Origin of the sequence: Streptomyces sp. NPDC096310, assembly GCF_044763125.1 — a bacterium.
Lineage (GTDB): Bacteria > Actinomycetota > Actinomycetes > Streptomycetales > Streptomycetaceae > Streptomyces.
Genome location: NZ_JBIWFO010000020.1, coordinates 82,943 through 103,479, shown reverse-complemented (window position 1 = coordinate 103,479; position 20,537 = coordinate 82,943). Strand labels below are relative to the sequence as shown.

Annotated in this window: 13 protein-coding genes; 12 read left to right on the top strand and 1 reads right to left on the bottom strand. The window is 71.1% G+C overall.

Annotation, left to right across the window (positions count from 1 at the left end):
* The first annotated feature begins 11 nt into the window (after window positions 1-11).
* Genes ACIQ7D_RS28910 through ACIQ7D_RS28895 form a run of 4 tightly spaced genes read left to right on the top strand, consistent with a single transcriptional unit; the run spans window position 12 to window position 2,930 of the window.
* A complete protein-coding gene (locus ACIQ7D_RS28910; protein ID WP_403942428.1) occupies window positions 12-488 on the top strand; it encodes a ribose-5-phosphate isomerase in 477 nt (158 codons plus the stop codon).
* Window positions 488-1,273 (top strand): triose-phosphate isomerase family protein, encoded by a 786-nt coding sequence (locus ACIQ7D_RS28905; protein ID WP_403942426.1) that lies wholly within the window; start codon window positions 488-490, stop codon window positions 1,271-1,273. The genes ACIQ7D_RS28910 and ACIQ7D_RS28905 overlap by 1 nt, the downstream gene beginning before the upstream one ends.
* Window positions 1,273-2,073, top strand: coding sequence for a sugar phosphate isomerase/epimerase family protein (locus ACIQ7D_RS28900; protein ID WP_403942424.1), 801 nt, complete (start codon window positions 1,273-1,275; stop codon window positions 2,071-2,073). The genes ACIQ7D_RS28905 and ACIQ7D_RS28900 overlap by 1 nt, the downstream gene beginning before the upstream one ends.
* Complete coding sequence (locus ACIQ7D_RS28895; protein WP_403942422.1) at window positions 2,073-2,930, top strand: phosphogluconate dehydrogenase C-terminal domain-containing protein; 858 nt, start codon at window positions 2,073-2,075, stop codon at window positions 2,928-2,930. Before ACIQ7D_RS28900 ends, ACIQ7D_RS28895 begins: the two co-directional genes overlap by 1 nt.
* A 76-nt stretch (window positions 2,931-3,006) precedes the next feature.
* On the opposite strand, the gene ACIQ7D_RS28890 is transcribed toward ACIQ7D_RS28895, so the two are convergent.
* A complete protein-coding gene (locus ACIQ7D_RS28890) occupies window positions 3,007-5,985 on the bottom strand; it encodes a glycoside hydrolase family 2 TIM barrel-domain containing protein (protein WP_403942420.1) in 2,979 nt (992 codons plus the stop codon).
* Between the two features lie 377 nt (window positions 5,986-6,362).
* Here ACIQ7D_RS28890 and ACIQ7D_RS28885 point away from each other — a divergent pair, with 377 nt between their 5' ends.
* The 8 genes from ACIQ7D_RS28885 to ACIQ7D_RS28850 all read left to right on the top strand — a co-directional run bounded on the left by ACIQ7D_RS28885 (window position 6,363) and on the right by ACIQ7D_RS28850 (window position 20,511).
* A complete protein-coding gene (locus ACIQ7D_RS28885; protein ID WP_403942418.1) occupies window positions 6,363-7,994 on the top strand; it encodes a glycoside hydrolase family 43 protein in 1,632 nt (543 codons plus the stop codon).
* Between the two features lie 205 nt (window positions 7,995-8,199).
* Window positions 8,200-9,207, top strand: a complete 1,008-nt coding sequence (locus ACIQ7D_RS28880; protein WP_403942415.1) for a hydroxyacid dehydrogenase — start codon at window positions 8,200-8,202, stop codon at window positions 9,205-9,207.
* A complete protein-coding gene (locus tag ACIQ7D_RS28875) occupies window positions 9,204-11,315 on the top strand; it encodes an alpha-galactosidase (protein WP_403942413.1) in 2,112 nt (703 codons plus the stop codon). Before ACIQ7D_RS28880 ends, ACIQ7D_RS28875 begins: the two co-directional genes overlap by 4 nt.
* Before the next feature lie 41 nt (window positions 11,316-11,356).
* Entirely contained in the window at window positions 11,357-12,415 is a 1,059-nt protein-coding gene (locus ACIQ7D_RS28870) for a LacI family DNA-binding transcriptional regulator (protein WP_403942410.1), read from the top strand.
* Window positions 12,416-12,701: 286 nt separating this feature from the next.
* The gene (locus ACIQ7D_RS28865) at window positions 12,702-14,030 is read left to right on the top strand and encodes an ABC transporter substrate-binding protein (RefSeq protein WP_403942408.1); all 1,329 of its coding nucleotides are present in this window, start codon (window positions 12,702-12,704) and stop codon (window positions 14,028-14,030) included.
* 60 nt (window positions 14,031-14,090) lie between these two features.
* Window positions 14,091-14,966, top strand: coding sequence for a carbohydrate ABC transporter permease (locus ACIQ7D_RS28860; protein ID WP_403942406.1), 876 nt, complete (start codon window positions 14,091-14,093; stop codon window positions 14,964-14,966).
* Complete coding sequence (locus tag ACIQ7D_RS28855; RefSeq protein ID WP_403942404.1) at window positions 14,963-15,901, top strand: carbohydrate ABC transporter permease; 939 nt, start codon at window positions 14,963-14,965, stop codon at window positions 15,899-15,901. Before ACIQ7D_RS28860 ends, ACIQ7D_RS28855 begins: the two co-directional genes overlap by 4 nt.
* Before the next feature lie 68 nt (window positions 15,902-15,969).
* Window positions 15,970-20,511, top strand: coding sequence for a Tat pathway signal protein (locus ACIQ7D_RS28850; protein ID WP_403942402.1), 4,542 nt, complete (start codon window positions 15,970-15,972; stop codon window positions 20,509-20,511).
* Window positions 20,512-20,537: the final 26 nt, after the last annotated feature.

The window sequence follows — 20,537 nt, the reverse complement described above, 5'->3', positions numbered from 1 at the left end:
AGCACCCCCCCATGAGCGACAAGCTGCGGATCGTCGTCGGCTCGGACGACGCCGGCTTCGACTACAAGGAAATACTGAAGAAGGACCTCCAGAACAGCGAGCTGGTCGCCGGGGTCACCGACGTCGGTGTCGACGCCGACGGCCACACCGCCTACCCGACCATCGCCATCGCCGCCGCCGAGATGGTCGCGCGCGGCGAGGCCGACCGCGCCCTGCTCGTCTGCGGCACCGGACTCGGCGTGGCGATCGCCGCCAACAAGGTCAAGGGGATCCGGGCCGTCACCGCCCACGACTCCTTCTCCGTCGAGCGCGCCGTCCTCTCCAACAACGCGCAGGTCCTCACCTTCGGCCAGCGCGTCGTCGGTGTCGAACTCGCCCGCCGGCTGGCCGCCGAGTGGCTGACCTACCGCTTCGACGAGTCGTCCGCCTCCGCCGCCAAGGTCCAGCTCATGAACGACTACGAGACCGACGAGGAAGCCGCAGCCTGATGTCCGCCCCCACCCTGCTCGGGGTGAGCCTCAAGATGTACTTCGGGCATCACGAGACCCTCAACTGGGCCCGCCGCATCGGAGACATCGCCTCCCGGCACCCGGCCGTCACCGGTGGCCTCACCGAGGTGTTCGTGCTGCCCGCCTTCCCCGCGATCGTCCCGCTCGGCACCGTCCTGGACGGCACCGGCGTCGCCGTCGGCGCCCAGGACCTCGCCACCGACGACCGGGGGCCGTTCACCGGCGAGGTCTCGGGCCCGTACCTCAAGGAGATCGGCTGCTCCTACGCCGAGGTCGGCCACGCGGAGCGCCGCCGCCTCTTCGGCGAGGGCGACACCGTCGTCGCCGCGAAGACCGCCGCCGCCCTGCGCAACGGCCTCACCCCCGTGCTCTGCGTCGGTGAACTCGACCGCGCGGAACCCGCCGAGGCCGCGGAGCGCACCGTCGCCGAACTGGCGCGCATCCTCGACACCGCCGCGCACGAGGGCGGGGAACACGGCCCGGTCGTCGTGGCGTACGAACCGCAGTGGGCGATCGGCGCACCCCGCCCCGCCTCGCCGGACCACATCACCCGCGTCTGCGCCGCCCTGACCGCCTGGCTCGGGGAGCGCCCCGCGTACGCCGGAAGCCGGGTCATCTACGGCGGCAGCGCGGGCCCCGGGCTCCTCGGCACCCTCGGCGAGGGCGTCGACGGCCTCTTCCTCGGGCGTTTCGCCCACGACCCGCGGGCCGTCGAACAGATCCTCGACGAGCTGAGCGACCGGACCGTGAAGGCGGACGCGTAATGGCCTACGGACTGAGCACCTACGCCTACTTCTGGCGGATCTCCTCCCGCGCCCCGGTCCCCCTGACCGTCGAGGAGATGCTCCACGACACCCGGAACCTGGGCGGCGACGTCTTCCAGATCTGCGACTACCCGCTGATCGAGACCTTCGACGACGCCCGCCTCGCCGACCTGCGCGCCACCGCCGAGGACCTGGACATCACCCTGGAACTCGGCACCCGCGGCATCGGCCGGGACCACCTCGCCCGCTATCTCGACCTGGCGGGCCGGCTCGGCGTCACCCTTGTCCGCTCCATGATGAACACGGCCGACCACCGCCCCGGCACCGCCGAGGCCACGGAGCTGCTGCGGGACGCCGTCCCCGCGTACGCGGAGCGGGGCGTCACCCTCGGCCTGGAGACCTACGAACAGGTCTCCACCGACGACCTCCTCACCGTCGTCCGCGCCGTCGACGACCCCCACCTGGGCGTCGTGCTCGATCCGGGCAACTGCGTCGCCCGTCTGGAGCGCCCCCGGGATGTCGTCGAGGCCACGGCCCCGTACGTCGTCAACATTCATGTCAAGGACTTCGCCTTCAGCCGCCGGGACGGCTGGGTCGGCTTCACCTACGCCGGCGCACCGCTGGGCGAGGGCCTGCTCGACCACGCCCACCTCGTCGAGACCGTACGGCCGCACGAGCGGTCCATCAACCAGATCGTGGAGCACTGGCTCCCGTGGCAGGACGACGGGTTCGAGACCACGGCCCGGATCGAGGACCAGTGGACCCGGCACTGCATCACCACCCTTCAGAGGAGTAAGTAATGGCCACCGAGAACAAGACCGTCGCCGTCATCGGCGCCGCTGGCAAGATGGGCCAGCGCGTCTCCAACAACCTCGTCAAGAGCGGCTTCCGGACGCTGTTCTCCGAGAACTCGCCGCAGGGCCAGGAGCTGATCCGCGGACTCGGACGCGAGCTGACCGACTCCGACGAGGCCGCCAAGCAGGCCGACGTGCTCATCCTCGCCGTGCCGGACGTCGTCCTCGGCGTCGTCTCCGAGCAGCTCGTCCCGCTGATGAAGCCGGGCGCCGTCCTGCTCACCCTCGACCCGGCGGCGGCCTACGCGGGCCTGCTGACCCGCCGCGACGACGTGCACAACGCCGTCGCCCACCCCTGCCACCCGTCCGTCTTCCTGGAGCGCACCACCAAGGAGGAGTACGCGGACACCTTCGGCGGCATCGCCGCCCCGCAGGAGGTCGTCGCCTCCTTCGAGGGCCCCGACCCGGCCGTACGGGAACTGGCCGAGGCCGTGATCCGTACGATGTACGCGCCCGTCGTGGACGTGCACTGGGTGACGGTCAAGCAGCTCGCCGTGCTGGAGCCGACCCTGGTCGAGACCATCGCCTGCATGGTCGGCGCGCTGCTCACCGAGGCCCTGCACGAGACGGTCCACACCGTCGGCGTGCCGGAGCCCGCCGCCCGCGCGATGCTGCTGGGCCACACGCAGGTCGCGCTCGCCAACACCCTCAAGGGCGACAACCCGTTCTCCGACGCCTGTCTGATCGCCATGGACTACGGCCGTGAGTCGATCGTCAAGGACGACTGGAAGAAGGTCTTCGAGGACGACGAGCTGGACAAGGTCATCACCCGCATGCTCCGCATCAAGGAGATCAAGCGCTGACCTCCGCCGCCACGCGGACCGACGACGGTGACCGGCCTCCTGACAGGGAGGCCGGTCACCGTCGTTGTCCAGGGCCCTACGCTTCCTCGACCGCCCAGTCGACGGTGAAGACCGTCGGGGCGGCGAACAGCCGGTACTCGGGCAGCACACCGGGACCGCACGAGGCGCTGCCGATGCCCTGCCGCGCCGCGTCCAGCGTGAGGTGGACGAGATCGCCCCGTACCAGCTCCGTCGGGTGGGCCGCGGCGTCGAGCTCCTCGCTCGTCCAGGGGCGGGCGGCGAAGGAGAACGGCGCGGGACCGCTCAGCCGCAGCCCCGTCCCGCCACCGGCCGGCGCGAGCCGCACCCAGCGGACATCGGTACGGCTGCCGTTCTCCTGCGGGAAGAGGTACGGCGTCTGGAGGCCGTCCACATCCGAGGCGAACCGTCCGACGCGGGCGGCGGCCCGGGTGTCCGGGTACGCCTCGTGCGGCCCCGCGCCGAACCAGCTCACCGCCGACAGCGCGGCCGGTACGGCGGCGCGCAGCCCCAGACGCGGCAGCGTCACGTCCCAGCCACCGACCGGCCGGACCTCCAGCGTCAGCCGCAGCGACCCCGCGCCGCCGGCCCCGCCGGACGGCGCGGCGCTCCAGCGGTAGACGGCCGACAGCGCGGCGTCGCCGCCCGCCGCGGCCACCCGGGTCGTCACGGTCAGCGTGGTCTCCCCGGGCTCGACGGACAGCACCTTGTGCTCCATCCGGTCGAGCCCCGCCGCGCGCCACCTCTCGGCGTCGGAGCCGCGCCAGCCACGCAGGTCGTTGTCGGTGGGCGCGCGCCACACATCGAGCCGCGGCCCCTCCACCGGGAGCGCGCCGAGCCGCACCAGACGTCCGGTGCGCGCGTCGAAGACACCGTCCCCGAGCGTGATCCGCGCACCGTCCACCCGGGGCGCCACCGCGTCCGCCGCGGACCGCACCGCCGCGGGCGCCGCCGGCCCGGCCGCCAACGCCGCCTGCGTCCAGGCCACTTCGTGCCCGGCCGGGGCCCACGGCTCGTCCTTGGCCAGCCGCGCGCTGATGGTGAGCCACCGCTCGCCGCCCGTCGCCCCGGCGTCCGCGGCCTCGCCCAGCTCGCGCGGCCAGCCCACCACCGTGGATTCGCCCGCCGCGACGGCCGGCACGGTCAGTTCACCCTGCCCGGCCGGGACACCCTCGTCCTCCACCCGCCAGTGGAAACGCAGATGCCCGGTGTCGGCGAAGTCCAGTCCGCTGCGCACCGACACCGTGCGCGCGGCGGTGTCCACCCGGATCGTGACCGGCTCGGCGACCTTCTTGTACTCGATCAGCCCGGGGGAGGGGGCGCGGTCCGGGAAGACCAGCCCGTCGGCCACGAAGTTGCCGTCGTGGACGACCTCGCCGAAGTCCCCGCCGTACGCGAAGAACTCCTCGCCCTCCGGGGTACGGCGGCGGACGCCGTGGTCGATCCACTCCCAGATGAAGCCGCCCTGGAGCCGGGGATGCTGTTCGAACAGGCGCTGGTACTCGCTCAGCCCGCCCGGGCCGTTGCCCATCGCGTGACCGTACTCGCAGAGGATGAAGGGGAGCGAGCGGCGGTGCTCGTCCAGCTCCGGGTCGGTCGTCGGGTCCTCCGTACCGCGCCCTATCCGGTCGGTCTCGGCGTGGTCCGCGTACATCCGGCTGTAGACGTCGACATAGCCGCTGTCCCAGTCGCCCTCGTAGTGCACCGGACGGCCCGGGTCGCGCTCGTGCGACCAGTCGGCCATGGCCCGCAGATTGTCCCCGGTGCCCGACTCGTTGCCCAGCGACCACATGATGACGCTGGCGTGGTTCTTGTCGCGCTCGACCATGCGCCGCATCCGGTCGAGGAGCGCCTCGCGCCAGGCCGGGTCGGCGCTCGGGTTGCCGCGCCAGTCGTTGAGGTGGAAGCCGTGGGTCTCCAGGTCGCACTCGTCGACGACCCAGAGCCCCAGCTCGTCGCAGAGGTCGAGGAAGCGGCCGTCCGGCGGGTAGTGGCTGGTGCGCACCGCGTTGATGTTGTGACGCTTCATCAGCTCGATGTCCTGGCGCATCGTCTCGACGGTCAGGGTGCGGCCGGTGTCCGGGTCCCACTCGTGGCGGTTGACCCCGCGCAGCAGGAGCGGGGTGCCGTTGACCCGCAGCAGGCCCCCGGAGACCGTCACCGTACGGAAACCGATCCGCAGCCGGACCCGTTCGCCCGCCGTGGTCAGCTCCGCGTCGTACAGCCGGGGCGTCTCCGCCGTCCACGGCTCGACCGGCGCCGTGGCCCGCTCGCCGACCGCGAGGTCGAGTCCCAGCTCGGGCACGGTGATCCGGCCGGTGGCTCCGGCCTCCACCCGCAGGGTGCCCTCGCCGGTGAGACGGTCGTAGTCGGCGTGGACGAAGAGGTCCCCCACACCGTCCTGCGGCCGGTGCAGCAGCGCCACCGAGCGGAAGATCCCGGACAGCCACCACATGTCCTGGTCCTCCAGATAGCTGCCGGCGGACCACTGGTGGACGCGTACGGCGAGTACGTTGCGCCCGGGGCGCAGCGCCTCGGTCGCGTCGAACTCCGTGGGCAGCCGGCTGCCCTTGCCGTCGCCTAGCCGGACGCCGTTCAGGAACACCGCGAAGGCCGAGTCGACCCCCTCGAAGCGCAGCACACCGCGCCCGGTGCCCGGCCACTCCGGCGGCAGTGTGAACTCCCGCCGGTACTCACCGGTGGGGTTGGCGTCGGGCACCCGCGGCGGGTCGACGGGGAACGGGTAGACGATGTTCGTGTAGGCGGGGGTGCCGTAGCGAGGTGCCTCGGCGACGTCCCGCATCTGCCAGCTCGACGGGACGGGGAGGCTCTCCCAGCCGGTGTCGTCGTGGTCCGGGGCTTCGAAGTCCGGCGTCAGGTCGTGCAGGGAGTCCGCGAGCCGGAAGCGCCATGCGCCGTCCAGGTCCAGGGCCATGGCATCCGACCGGTACCGGGCCCGGGGGGCGAGTCGCCCCTGACCCGGATCGCGGCTTTCGACATAGTCAAGACAGGCGTGGTCGAGGCGGTCGCTGGGCACGGAGAGTTGTCCCTTCGAGGGCGGGTGCGGAGGTCCGGTAGAAGGCGTTTTCTGTGCAGCGTAAGTGACTGATCCCCACCTCGTCGCCCCCTTTGGACAGGGAAAATCAAGTCAGGAGGAAGGAGTCGCCCGGTCCGGCTCATTGACCGGGGTAGCAACCGTTTTCTACATTGAGGAACCCGCCGCCGCCCGATCAGTGTCGGGGGCCGCCCGGCTCCCGCGCAAGCACGGCCCGCTCCCCGAGACCTGTCGCGGCGGTGCGGCGGCGCGTGTCCGCGCGGCGGTACGGGCGTCGGCGGGGCGCCCGGCGCGAGCGGCCCCCGCCCGGCACACGGACCGTCCCGAAGCCGCCCCAAGGCGTGAAAGGCAGGACCCGTATGACCGCGGACCACCTCCACAACCCCGTACTCCCCGGCTGCCATCCGGACCCCACCGTGGTGCGCGTGGGGCAGGAGTACTACCTCGCCACCTCGACCTTCGAGTGGTTCCCCGCCGTCCCCGTGCACCGCTCCACCGACCTCGTCCACTGGGAACCCGCCGGACATCTCCTGAACAGCCGTGACACCGCCGACCTGCGCGGCGTCGCGGACTCCGCCGGCGTCTGGGCGCCCTCGCTCTCCCACCACGGCGGCCGGTTCTGGCTGGTCTACTCCCTGGTGCGGACCGTCGGCTCCCCGTACAAGGACGTCGACAACTACCTGATCACCGCCGACTCGATCGAGGGCCCCTGGTCGGAGCCGGTCTTCCTCAACTCCTCCGGCTTCGACCCCTCGCTCTTCCACGACGAGGACGGCCGCCACTGGCTGGTCAACCTCCGGTGGGACCACCGCCCGGGCCGCCCCTCCTTCGCGGGCATCGTGCTCCAGGAGTACGACCCCGGGGCGCGGGCGCTCGCCGGGGAGCCGGTCCTTCTCCTGCGCCACGACGAGCTGATCGAGGGCCCCAACCTCTACCGCCGCGACGGCTGGTACTACCTGATGCTCGCCGAGGGCGGTACGGGATGGAACCACGGCATCCTGATGGCCCGCTCCCGCGCCCTGACCGGACCGTACGAACTCGACCCCGCCGGATCGCTGCTGACCACCCGGGACGACCCCGGCGCGCCGCTGCTCAAGGCCGGCCACGGAGAGCTGGTCAGCACGCCCGACGGCGAGTGGTACCTCGCCCATCTCGCGTCCCGGCCCGTCGCCACGCCCGAGGGGCCGCGCTGTGTGCTGGGCCGGGAGACCTGTATCCAGCGGGTGCAGTGGACCGGCGACGGCTGGCTGCGCCTCGCGCACGGCGACAACCGGCCCCGGCTGTCGGTCCCCGCGCCGCGCGCGGCCCGTACCGGCGCGGGATCCGGCGCCTCCCCGTCCGCGTCCGCCTCCGGCGGGGGCCGGGACGGCGGGCGCGACCACTGCGACGACTTCGACGCGCCCGTCCTCGGCCCGCGCTGGAGTTCGCTGCGGGTGCCCGCCGACCCCTCCTGGCTCAGTCTGACCGAACGCCCCGGCTGGCTGCGGCTGCGCGGACGGCAGAGCCCGCACTCGCTTTTCGACCAGAGCCTGGTCGCCCAGCGGCTCACCTCGGTCCACTGCCGGGCCACCACCGTCCTGGACTTCCGGCCCACCCGCTTCGACCAGCAGGCCGGACTGATCTGCTGGTACGACACCACCACCCACTACTACCTGCGGGTCACCCACTGCGAGGAGCGCGGGCGGGTGCTCGGCCTGGCCGTGTCCGACGACGGCGCGTACGCCGAGCCCGCCGACTGCGAACTCCCCGTCGAGGACTGGCCGCTGCTCCACCTCCGGGCCGACTTCGACGGCGCCGCACTGCGCCTGAGCGCCTCGCCCGACGGTACGGAGTGGACCCGGGTGGGCCCGGTCCTCGACGCGAGCAAGCTCTCCGACGACTACGGCGACCGGCTCCGTTTCACGGGCGCCTTCGTCGGTGTCTGCGCCCAGGACCTGGGCGGAACGCGGCGGGCCGCGGACTTCGACCGGTTCACGCTCACCCCTCTCTGAGCCGTACGACAGCGCGATCCGGCCGATCATTCGGGAAACCGGTCTCTACGCGAAGGACACCCGACGCGTCTCGTAACGACGCTCAATCCCCTCCTCAGACGCTGTTTCTGTCGTGACGCACCATTGACCCTCTCGGGAGTGCGTGCTTAGCGTAGAGATCGGTTGCTATACGGAAGCCACAGACCCGAGCCGGAGGCCACTTCCCTTGCCCGAGCGTCCCCTGGCGTTGTTCGCCATGAGTGCAGAGAACCTGCCGAAGCTCTTCCCGCCCGACGCCCTGGCCAGGCTCCGTGCCTCGGTGGACATCGACCCCACCCTGGTGGCGGAGGACTTCCATGACCCGCGGGTGGCCCGCGCCCTCGCCGGGGCCGAAGTCCTCATCACCGGGTGGGGGAGCCCCGCCATCGACACCCGCGTACTGGAGGCGGCCCCCGGTCTGCGGGCCGTGCTGCACTCCGCGGGCTCGGTCAAGAGCCTGATCACCCCCGGCTGCTGGGAGCGCGGACTCGTCGTCTCCTCGGCCGCCGACGCCAACGCCCTGCCCGTCGCCGAGTACACCCTCGGCATGATCATGCTCGTCGGCAAGGGTCTCCTCGCCGCCCGCGAGCGCTACCGCGCCGAGCGCACCTTCACCATCGCCGAGGTCATCCCCGGCATCGGGAACTACGGCCGCCGTATCGGCGTCGTGGGAGCGTCCCGGATCGGCCGCCGCGTCATCGAACTGCTGCGCCCCTTCGACTTCCGGGTCGCCCTCGCCGACCCGTACGTCGACGCCGCCGAGGCGGCGCGGCTCGGCGTCACCCTGCTGGGCCTGGACGACCTGCTGCGGACCAGCGACATCGTCACCGTCCACGCGCCCGCGACCGCCGAGACCCGGCATCTCATCGGCCGCCGAGAGCTGGCCCTGATGGGGTCGGGCACGGCCCTCATCAACACCGCGCGCGGCAGCCTCGTCGACACCCCGGCGCTCGTGGAAGAGCTGCGCGGCGGCAGGATCAGCGCCGTACTCGATGTCACGGACCCCGAGCCCCTGCCACCGGACTCCCCGCTCCTCGACCTGCCCAACGCCTTCGTCACCCCCCACATCGCCGGCTCGCAGGGCAACGAACTGCACCGGCTCGGCCGCTGCGTCATCGACGAACTGGAGCGCCTGCTGCGCGGCGTGCCGCTCTCCCACCAGGTCGACCGTGCCGAACTGGAGAGAGCGGCATGACCCCCAGGACCGACATCACCTGGGGCACCGACGCCCTGACCCTGCGCCTGACGGCCGACGCCGGACACCCACCGCGGCTCGCCCTGGGCGGCGCCGCCCCCGGCCGCGCCGCCCTGCCCCTGGTCGAGATCGAACTGGCCGGACACGGCCGCACCGGCACCTCGGGCAAGCGCCATGTGGACGGCTCCGTCTCCCGGCGGCTGCGGTACGCCGGCCACACCACCGAGGACGGGCGGCTCACCGTACGGACCCACGACCCCGTCACGGATCTGCGGGCCGAGACCCACTACCGGCTCGACGACGGCGCTCCCGTACTGCACACCTGGACCGAGGTGAGCGCCGGGAAAAGCACGTTGGACGTGGAGAGCGTGTCGTCCTTCGCGCTGGCCGGAGTGGCGGAACTGCTCGGGGCCCCCGGCCAGTGGGAACACGAGGTGAGCATCTGGACGGCGGCCAATCCGTGGAGCGGCGAGTACCGCTGGAGCGGCACGCCGCTCGGGGAGGCGGGACTGGTCGACACCGGCATGACCCGCTTCGGCCAGACCGGCTCCAAGAACCGGATCACCCGCACCAGCACCGGATCCTGGCCCTCCTCGGAACACCTCCCCATGGGCTGGCTGGCGGGCCCCTCCGGTGTTCTCGCCTGGCAGATCGAACACAACGGCTCCTGGCACGCCGAGGTCACCGACCGGTTCGACGAGATCTGTCTGCTGCTGTCGGGGCCCACCCGGCGCGAACACACCTGGTCGCTGCGGCTCGCGCCCGGCGAGAGCTTCACCACCGTGCCCGTCACCGTGGCGCTCGCACCCGACCGGGACACGGCGCTCGCCCACCTCACCGGTCACCGCCGCGCCACCCGCCGCCCGCACCCGGACACCACCACACTCCCCGTGGTGTTCAACGACTTCATGAACTGCCTGATGGGCGACCCCACGACGGAGAAACTGCTGCCCCTGATCCGGGCCGCCGCCGTGACCGGCTGCGAGTACTTCTGTGTCGACGCGGGCTGGTACGACGACGAACGGGCCGGCGAGGGACCCGGGGGAGTGCCGGGCTGGTGGGACGCCGTCGGCACCTGGGAGCCCTCGCCCTCCCGCTTCCCCGGCGGACTCGCCGAGGTCACCGACGCCATCCGGGCCGCCGGCATGATCCCCGGCCTCTGGCTGGAGCCCGAAGTCGTCGGCGTACGCAGCCCGTTGGCGTCGGCCCTGCCCGACGAGGCGTTCTTCCGGCGCGACGGCGTACGGCTCACGGAGTGGGGCCGCCACCAGCTCGACCTGACCCACCCCGCGGCGCGCGCCCATCTCGACACCACCGTGGACCGGCTGGTCACCGAGTTCGGTCTCGGCTATCTCAAGCTCGACTACAACATCGACATCGGCGCCGGCACGGACAGCGGCCCGGGCGCCCCCGGCCACGGGCTGCTGGCCCACAACCGCGCCTACCTCCGCTGGCTCGACGGCGTCCACGACCGCCACCCCGGCCTCGTCCTGGAGGGCTGCGCGGCCGGAGGCATGCGCATCGACCACGCCACCCTCGCGCACGTCCCCGTACAGTCCCTGACCGATCAGCAGGACGCCCTGCTCATCGCCGCCGTGGCCGCCGCCGCGCCCGTCGCCGTACCGCCGGAACAGGGCGCGGTCTGGGCGTATCCGCAGCCGGGGCAGAGCGAGGAGGAGACCGTCTTCACCCTGGTGTCCGCGCTCCTCGGCCGGGTCCACCTCAGCGGCCGGATCGACCTGCTCCCACCGGAACGGCTCGCCCTGGTCACCGAGGCGCTCGACAGCTACCGCGGCTACCGCCGCACCCTGGCGCGCGCCGTACCGTCCTGGCCGCTCGGGCTGCCCGGCTGGCGCGACGACTGGCTCGCGCTCGCCCTCGACACCGGTACGGAGACACTGCTGGCGATCTGGCGCAGAGGCGGCCCCGAGGAGGTGTGCGAGCTGCCCGTCCCCGCGGGAACCCACACCGTCGTCCCCGTCTACCCACGGGTGGCGCCCGGCGGCGCGGTGCTCGACGCGGAGAACGGACGGCTGCGGGTCGATCTGCCGCGCGCGCCGTCGGCCCGTCTGCTGCGGCTCTCCCGTGCCGCGGCTCCACTATCGTGAGCGCAACGCAGGCGGCAGGCCGAGGGGACACACACGTGGACATGAACGCGACGGGTTCGACCGGTAAGGAAGCGTCGACGGTCAGGGACGTCGCCAAACGCGCCGGGGTGTCCGCCTCGACGGTCTCGCGGGTGCTCGGTGGTACCTATCCGGTGGCCGCGGCCACCCGTACCCGGGTGCTGCGCGCCATGCGTGAGCTGGACTACGTCGTCAACGCGCACGCGCGGGCGCTCGGCGGATCCACCAACAAGACGGTGGCGTTCGTCGTCGACGACGTCACCGGCCCCTTCTACGCCCATGTCGCCCGTGGTGTCGAGGAACAGGCCGCCGCCGAGGGGCGGTTGTGCATGCTGTGCACGACCCACGGCGACCCGCAGCGGGTGCTGGCCGTTGTGGAGATGATGCGTGAGCAGCGCGCCGACGCCGTCATCGTCGTCGGTGGTGCCTGGGACGACAGGGAGTACCAGGAGCGCATGACACACTTCGCGCACGCCCTGGACCGGGCCGGCTCGCGGCTGGTGCTGGTGGGGCGGCCCCCGCTCGGCGAGGGGGTGCCCGCCACCGTGGTCGAGTACGACAACGAGAACGGCGCCTTCGCCATGACGACCCACCTGCTGAGCCTGGGACACCACAGGATCGCCTTCCTCGGGCGGGTCCCCGGCCTGTCCACCAGCGGCCAGCGTGTCGAGGGGTTCCTGCGCGCCCATGAGGCCCTGGGCCGTCAGGCCGATCCCGCGCTGATCGTCGACGGTGAGTTCACCCGCTCGTTCGGATACCGCGCCGCGACCGAACTCCGCGCGTCCGGAGCCGTGTTCGACGCCGTGTTCGCCGCCACCGACATGGTGGCGGCCGGGGTGCTCCAGGCGCTGCGCGAGGGCGGTGTGCGGGTCCCCGAGGACGTGTCCGTGGTGGGGTACGACGACATCCCGGTCGCCATCGATCTGCACCCGGCCCTCACCACCGTCAGCATCCCGCACGAGGAGCTGGGACGCACCGCCGTACGGCTCGCCCTGCACCGGCGTGAACTCCCGGACGCGCAGCACCAGATGCTGGGCACGCACATCGTCGTACGCGGCTCGACGGTGCGTCCCCGCCGCTGAGTCCCACCCTCGTCATCCACGGCATACCGCCCACGGTTAGAAACCGATCTCTAACCGTGGGCGGAGCCATGTCCGGACGCGTGTGACGCGCCACCGCTGTCTACTCCCCACGCTGAGCCGCCTGTACAGGGCAAGGATGGGTGGTGGCGAAATATTTTCGTGCCCGACACCTTGCCCAACGAGTGCGCTGCGCTTAGCTTCCGTAGAGACCGATTTCTATGACGCTGTGCCGCAATCAGGAAGTCGGCTTCCTCTTCCGTGCCCGAACCTCCCGAGGAGGGGTGTCATGCCTCGCACGCACTTCAGAGTGACCGCCGCGACCACCGTGGTGCTGTCCGTCGTCCTGGCCGGCTGCGGAGGCGGGGGCAGTGGGGACGACACCGCCTCGAAGGGGCCCGTCACCGTGGAGTTCTGGTCCTGGGACGAGACGAAGGTGGTCCAGCCCGTCGCCGACGCGTTCAACGCGGCGCACGACACCATCAGGATCAAGGTCGTCAAACAGGCCGACAACCCGGGTACCGCCGCCAACCTGCGCAACGTGGTGGCCTCGGGCAAGGGCGTGCCCTGTCTGGTGAAGAACTTCGGCGAGATCCCCGGGCTGGTCGGCGAGGGGCTGCTGGACGATGTCACCGACTTCGTCCAGCCGTACGTCGACAGGGGCGTGTACAACGCGCCCTCGCTGCCGTCCGCGCAGGCCGGCGGCCGCTACTACAGCGTACCGATCGGCTACCAGCCGTCCTTCATGGTGATCAACCGCAAGGTCTACGACCGGTACGGTGTCGCCGTACCCACCACCTGGGACGAACTGATCGCCGCGGGCCAGAAACTGAAGAAACACGGCGTCCATGTGATGAACCTGGCCGGCGAGGACCCGTCCACCCTCGTCAACCTGGTCCAGCAGGCCGGCGGAAGCTGGTACAAGGCCGAAGGCGACACCTGGAAGGTCGACTTCCTCTCGCCGGAGTCCCTCAAGGCGGGCGACATCGTCCAGCGGCTGGTCGACAACGACCTGGTCGCCAACCAGACCTATATGGACCGTCCCGCACTGATCAACTACTTCGACTCCGGGAAGATGGTCTCCCTGCCCACCCAGGCGTGGCAGCTCCCCGCCTACGAGCTGAACTACAAGAAGTCCATGGGGGACTGGCAGCCCGTCGACCTCCCGCAGTTCACGGACGCGCCACAGTTCACCGCGCCCGCCCACGGCACCGCGCTGCTCGTCCCGAAGGGCTGCGCGCACCCGAAGGAGGCCGTGGAGGCGGGTGTGTGGATGAACACCACCAAGGCGGGCATCGACGCCAGCTACCAGAAGGACACCAAGCAGTACAGCTGGCCCGGCGCCGTCAAGGACCCCTCGCCCTGGGTCGACTCGGTCGTCCCCGACAAGCTCTTCGGCCCGCGCAAGAGCGAGGCCAGGCCGGTCATCCTCAAGGCCGTGAAGGGGGCCAGGGACACCTGGGTCGTCGGACCCAACTACACCGGAGTCTTCACCGAACTCCAGGACCAGTGGGCGAAGATCGTGACCAAGAAGATCACGGTCCGCCAGGCCCTCGACCACCTGCAGAAGTTCACGGTCGACGATCTGAAGTCGAAGAACATCAACGTCGAGGGCTGAACCGTGGCCGTGGAAACACCAGCCCCGGCCCGTGCCACGCCCCTCACATGGCGGCGGGTCATGGCCTTCAAGGGCGCCTCCTTCACCTTCCCCTTCTTCCTCGGATTCCTGCTCTTCACCGTGGTTCCCATGGTGATCGCCCTCAAGGAGAGCCTCTACACGGAGAAGGGATCGGGGCTCGGATTCGGCGCCAAGACCGTCGAGTTCTCCGGGTTCGACAACTTCCTGCGCGGCCTGGAGGACGCCAGGTTCTGGGGCTCCCTGGGCCGGGTGGCCCTCTTCGCCGCCGTCAGCATCCCGCTGATCCAGCTCGCCAGCCTCGGACTCGCCCTGCTGCTCGACTCGGTGAGGGCGCGGATCGCCGGCCGCTTCAGGATCCTGCTCCTCGTGCCGTACATGATCCCCGGTATCGTCGCCACCCTGATCTGGGTCTACATCTACAGCCCGGTCGTCGGGCCGCTCACCCCCTTCTTCGCGCTCCTGGGCATCGACGCGGACTTCTACAGCGGCTCGATGATCTGGGTGTCCATCGGCAATCTGACGGCCTGGAGCGCGATCGGCTTCAACATGCTCATCCTGTACGCCTCGCTCCAGTCCGTGCCGCGCGAACTCTTCGACAGCGCCCGGGTCGACGGCGCCTCCGCCTGGCGCACGGCCTGGTCGATCAAGGTCCCGCTGGTCCGCCGCTCCCTGGTGCTCACCACCGTACTGAGCATCATCGGCACCCTGCAGATCTTCAGCGACCCGATGCTCTTCCGGTCGATGACACCGGAGACCGTGACCCGGGACTTCACCCCGATCATGGCCATCTACGACTGGGCCTTCGCACAGGGCGACTTCAACTACGCGGCCGCGCTCTCGATCATCCTCGCGCTGGTCGTCGGTGTCGCCTCCGCCGTCTTCTACCGGCTCACGAACAAGGCGCCCACCTCATGACCACGACGACACGGCGGCCCCCCGCGCCCGCGGCGGCCCAGGACACCCCCGACGCGGCCCCCTCGGCACGCCCCCGTACGACGGGCGGTGTCGTCCGGCACACCACCCGCACCAAGGCGCTCGTCCTCACCGGGCTCGCGCTCTTCACCCTCTACTCCCTCGCCCCGGTGTGGTGGCTGCTCGTCGCCGCGACCAAAGGCCAGCGCGACCTCTACACCACCAACGGACTGTGGTTCTCGGAGTTCCATCTCTGGGAGAACGTACGGGCCCTCTTCACCTATCAGGACGGCATCTTCCTGAAGTGGATGGGCAACACCCTCTTCTACGGCTTCGCGAGCACCATCGGGATGACCGTGATCTGCGTCGCCTGCGGCTACGGCCTCGCGCTCTACGAGTTCCGGGGGCGAGGCGTCCTGATGGGCTGCGTCATCGGCTCCTTCCTGATCCCCGGCGCCCTGCTGACCATCCCGTCCTTCCTGCTCTACACGGACCTGCGGATGATCGACACACCGTGGGCCATCATCGTGCCCGGCTTCTTCAACGCCTTCTCCGTCTATCTCGCCAAGGTGTACGCCGAGGGGGCCATCCCGCCCGAACTCCTGGAGGCGGCCCGTCTCGACGGCGCGGGCGAATACCGGATCTTCTTCCGGATCGGCGCCCGGCTGATGTCGACCGGGGCCGCCACGATCTTCCTCCTGGGATTCGTGGGCGCCTGGAACAACTTCTTCGGTCCCCTCGTCTTCCTGCGCAGCAGCGAGAAGTGGACCGTCATGCTCGGCCTCTACTCCTGGCTGAAGGTGAAGGTCGACAGCTCCGTGGACCTGACCGGTCTCGTGGTGGTCGGCTCCATCGTCTCCCTCGTCCCCATGGTGATCCTGATGATCTCGATGCAGCGCTACTGGCGCTCCGGGGTCACCCTCGGCAGCCTCAAGTAACCCGGCCCGTACAGCAGTCACCCCCCACCTCTCCGTTGCTCCCACCGTCCGCCGAGAGGACCACTGACATGGCAAGCGAGTTCACCCGGAGGAATGTGCTCCGTACGGCCGCCGCCTCCACCGGTACGGCCGTGGTGAGCGGCAGGCTGTGGGGCGGCGGCCCGGCCGTCGCCGCCACTCACGCCGCCGGCCGCCCGGATCCGGGCGGGGACGCCGCCGGTCCACTGGACAGACTCGACTTCGGCGCCCCGGACTCCGAGGCCGCGCACGGGCTGCGCACCGGCCCATCGGAGATCACCGACGGTCAGGCCGGGGACAGGGCACGGGTGGCGAAGCCGCTCGAACCGCCCACTCTGAAGGGCGGCGACCTCACCTTCACCCTGGCGGTCGACCCGGTCCACCAGAACTATCTGACGGTCAAGTTCTGGGGCGGGGACTCCTCCGGGTACAAGACCATCGCGTACATCAACGGCGAACAGATCGGCTACCGCCGCTCGGGCGACTACGAAGCCCTCAACCCCGGCACCGTGAAGCCGCTGCCCGGCCGCTTCCACTACGCCACCGTGATGCTGCCACTGGAGTCCACCCGCGGCCAGGAGCGCGCGGAGATCACCCTGCGCACCTACGACGCCGCGTTCAGCGCCCCGGTGACCGCCGCCTCCCGCGGCTACCACGCCGCCTACACCCACACCGCCGCGTATCTCGATGTGAGCGCGGAGCCGCTCGGCGACTTCCGCCCCACCACCGACACCGTCCCCGACCTCGACGAGGCCGGGAAGCGGAGACTGATCGACGGATTCACCGCCGCGCAGGTCACGCTCTTCGACGACTGCTCGGCCAAGGTCGACGCGAGCGCGAACGGCCGGCTCTCCCTCGTGCGCTACGAGGACGAACTGCGGTTCTACAGCTCCGCGCTGGCCATGGCCGGCTGGTGCCCGGCGCGGTCCACAGCCGAGCGGAAGGCCGCCCTCGCCCGGGTGTTCAAGGTGGTGGACAACCACACCAGGGACTACTACGCCAACACCATGCTGCTGGCGCGCGGCGGCCATCAAGGCGACTGGGGCGGCTTCTACGGGGCGTTGGGGGAGGCTCTGTACATCGTCGAGAATGTCATCGCCGACCCCGGGATCCTCGGTCGCGCCGCCTTCGAGGCCTTCCTGGACGAGGAGTTCACCACGGGCACCAGCGACGGCGAGACCTCGCTGGAGGGCGTGGGCCTGGACGGCGGCCCGCTCACCCGGCGCGGCGCCTGGGAACGGGTACTCAAGGCCAACTTCGACTACGCGCGCTCCCGGCTCTCGTACATCTTCAACCAGGTCATGTACACCTACGAAGGCGCATGGGAGGCGCACGAGGGGCTGCGCGTGATCGGCTCACCGTTCTACGAGGGCCGGGCGCGCAGCCACCGCATCGCGGGGGAGGCGCTGGGCTGGGAGCCGTTCCTCGGCGAGGAGGTGCTGGTCGGCCCCGACGGGCAGGACCTGGACCTCTTCCACTCGCTCTTCCAGCACGACACCACCGCCCGCTGGACCGAGGACTACCGCCGCTACGTGGTCAAGGGCCTGGCCAGGAGCAAGCTCGACCAGGACGGCAACATCGTGCGCAGAGTGCCGCTGGGCCGGCACTACACCACCGTCACCGAGGCCGGTCACACCCGGGAGAACGGTTACGTCGCCAACTACGGCGAGTCCACCAACTACCTGCCCGAGTGGTTCCACCGCACACTCGGCCACCGGGGCGACGAGGCGCTCAACGACAACATCCTCAAGATCGCCCTGCGCAATCTGCACGCCCGCGGCTACGCCCGCCACACCAGCCTCGACGACAACGGCAAACGTGTCATGCGCATGGAAATGGTGGTGGACGAGCGCAACACCAGCTACCCGGGCTTCCCCGGCTACGCCCTGCGCCAGTCCGAGTGCGGCCGCTTCCTCGGCTATGTCTCGCTCGCCCGGCACATGAGGGAGAACCCCGGCCGGTACAGCGGCGAGGAGTGGCGGGAGACCTGGGAGCACGCGCGCGCCGCCGTCGGCTTCTTCCAGCAACAGCTCGCCGACCACCAGTACTTCAACGTCTTCCCCGCGGTCATGAGCAAGATCAAGTATGATCTCGCACTCGGTGACACCTACGCGTATCTCGTCCGGCAGCCGCCCGCCGGGGTGGTTCACCCCCAGACGGACTTCGCCTGCTACACCCCCGCCGAGATCGCCGCGCTCGGGGTGCGACCGGCCGACTACGAGCGGTTCGCGTGGGTCGACGTGGACTGCGTGTTCGTCTCGATGCGCGACGGCGACCTGCGGCTCTTCGGCCAGCTCAACGAACGCCAGCGCGGCTTCGCCCGCAACGGCCGTCTGCATGTCCTGCACCGCACCCACGACCATGTCGTCCAGATCCGGACCAACGGGCGGTTCCCGTACGAGGACTACTACGCCCGGATGGACAACATCGACGTCGACTTCATGGAGGATCAGCAGACGGGCGACTCCACCGCCCCGCAGGCGCTGGCGGGCGAGATCGCCCCCATCACGTATCAGCCGGGCGTGGGCACGGTACGCCGGGAGAACTTCGAGGCGGACCACGCCTACTCCGGCTACCCGGACCTGCTGACGGCCCGCTACGGCCGGTATCTGTTCGCGTTCAACACCACGCGCGCGGTGTACGGCAACGAACGGACCTTCACGGTGGAGCTGCCGGCCGGGCACCGCGGCACGACCGTGCTCGACCTGGTCTCCGGCAGACACCTCCCGGTCCGCGCGGGCGCCGTCGAGATCGGCCCGAAGAGCGGCCTGGTGCTGCGGCTGTCCACCGACCTGGAGCGCGAACTCCCCCCGGCCCACGTCGACTTCGTCGCCGTCCTGCCCGGCGACGAAGCCCTCGCAGTCACCTGGCAGACCACGGCGGGAGCCACCCACTACGAGATCCGCAGAGCCACCAGGAGGACCGGCCCCTTCACCCTCCTCGCGGGCCGGGCGACGGGCCGCCACTACCTCGACCGCACGGCGCGCACCGGCGCCACGTACTACTACACCGTGACCGCCGTGAACCGGTACGGGACGGGCTGGACCTCCCACGCCGTCCGCGCCGAGCTGCCCTCCTCGGCCTCCCCGGGGACGGCGCGTTCCGGCTGGCGCGACGACGCGCTCGGCGCCGCGCGCCGGGGATCGACCGCCGTACGGGGCGCCACCGTCCGGATCCTGGGCGCCAAGGGCGCGGGGCTCGGCGAGGGCGACGACTACCGGCTCGCCGCGCGGGAGATCGAGGACGCCCTGCACTATGTCAGCCGCCCGGGCGCGGGCAGCTTCGCGCTCACCGCGCGCCTCGACACCCACCGCGGTGCGCTGACCGGGCTGATGCTCAGGGACCGGCTCGCCGCCAACACCCGCTATGTGTACTTCGGCGCCGGCCGGGACGGCGGGCTCGTCCTGGAGAACCGCACCCGTGACAGCCGCCACGACTGGCAGGACGACCGGCGCAGTCCGTTCGCCGTGGACCTGACGGGACACACCGCGGCGGCCACCCCGTACCTGCGGCTCGTACGCGACTTCTCCACCCACCGGGTCCAGGCGCTCGTCTCCGCCGACGGAGCGTTGTGGACCTCGGTCGGCTCGCTGTTCACGCCCTTCCCGTACACCGTGCACGCCGGGCTCGGGGTGACGGGGGACGCGGTGTTCTCCCGGGTCGCCCTGGCGTCCGTGGACCTCACCGCCGTCCTCGCCTTCGTGGAGCGGAAGGCGGACGAGACCGTCGTCCGCTGGAACAAGCCGGAGGACGCGCTCACCTTCACCCTGCACCGCACGACGGACCCGCGTACGGCTCTTACCGATCCCGCGACCCACCCGGGCGGCTGGCAGACCCTGGTCTCCGGCACCCGCGACCTCGCCTTCACCGACGGGTCGCTGCGGCACGGCACCCGCTACTACAAGGTGGTGGCGACGACGACGGGCGGCGGCACACGGGTCACCGCGCAGCCCGCCGAGGCCAGGGCGGAGAGCCTGGCGGCGGTGCTGGCGCGCGCGGACGCGGTCGCCGCCGACACGTGGACGAGGCGGAGCTTCGCCGCGTTCACCGCGGAGCTGGCCCGGATCCGTACGGCGGCCGGCCGGCCCGGCGCCGGTGAGGACGCGCTGATCGACGCGGTGTACGCGGCGAACGACCTGCTGGTCCCGGTCGACACCCTGCTGCGGACGTTCCCGGTGACACCGTCGATGGTGGAGGCGTCGACGGTCCAGTGGCCGGGCACCGGCACCAGGGCGTCGAACGGCTGGCGGGCCTTCGACGGTGACGACGCGACGTACACCGACACCCTGGCGGCGGAGAGCTGGATCGACGTCGACGCCGGGGACGCGGGCCCCGTCGTGATCGACATGATCCGGCTGCTGCCGCGCGCGGACCGGCTCGCCCGCGCCGACGGCACTGTCGTCAAGGGCTCCGACGACGGGGTGGCCTGGCACGATCTGTACACCGTCAGCGGCGTCGACACCGCGCGCTGGTACGAGGTGAGGCTGGAGCGGCGGGCGTCGTACCGGCGGATCCGGATCTATGACAACCACGACGGGCGGTGCAATCTGAGCGGGATCGAGTTCGCCCACCACCTGCCCGACGAGGAGTGAGGGAAGGTGGAGGACCGCCCGCTTTC

Excerpts from the sequence above, each read along its gene's own strand:
- ACIQ7D_RS28910 (WP_403942428.1), top strand. The coding sequence starts at position 12 with ATGAGCGACAAGCTGCGGATCGTCGTCGGCTCGGACGACGCCGGCTTC.
- ACIQ7D_RS28905 (WP_403942426.1), top strand. The coding sequence starts at position 488 with ATGTCCGCCCCCACCCTGCTCGGGGTGAGCCTCAAGATGTACTTCGGG.
- ACIQ7D_RS28900 (WP_403942424.1), top strand. The coding sequence starts at position 1,273 with ATGGCCTACGGACTGAGCACCTACGCCTACTTCTGGCGGATCTCCTCC.
- ACIQ7D_RS28895 (WP_403942422.1), top strand. The coding sequence starts at position 2,073 with ATGGCCACCGAGAACAAGACCGTCGCCGTCATCGGCGCCGCTGGCAAG.
- ACIQ7D_RS28885 (WP_403942418.1), top strand. The coding sequence starts at position 6,363 with ATGACCGCGGACCACCTCCACAACCCCGTACTCCCCGGCTGCCATCCG.
- ACIQ7D_RS28875 (WP_403942413.1), top strand. The coding sequence starts at position 9,204 with ATGACCCCCAGGACCGACATCACCTGGGGCACCGACGCCCTGACCCTG.
- ACIQ7D_RS28870 (WP_403942410.1), top strand. The coding sequence starts at position 11,357 with ATGAACGCGACGGGTTCGACCGGTAAGGAAGCGTCGACGGTCAGGGAC.
- ACIQ7D_RS28865 (WP_403942408.1), top strand. The coding sequence starts at position 12,702 with ATGCCTCGCACGCACTTCAGAGTGACCGCCGCGACCACCGTGGTGCTG.
- ACIQ7D_RS28860 (WP_403942406.1), top strand. The coding sequence starts at position 14,091 with ATGGCCTTCAAGGGCGCCTCCTTCACCTTCCCCTTCTTCCTCGGATTC.
- ACIQ7D_RS28855 (WP_403942404.1), top strand. The coding sequence starts at position 14,963 with ATGACCACGACGACACGGCGGCCCCCCGCGCCCGCGGCGGCCCAGGAC.
- ACIQ7D_RS28850 (WP_403942402.1), top strand. The coding sequence starts at position 15,970 with ATGGCAAGCGAGTTCACCCGGAGGAATGTGCTCCGTACGGCCGCCGCC.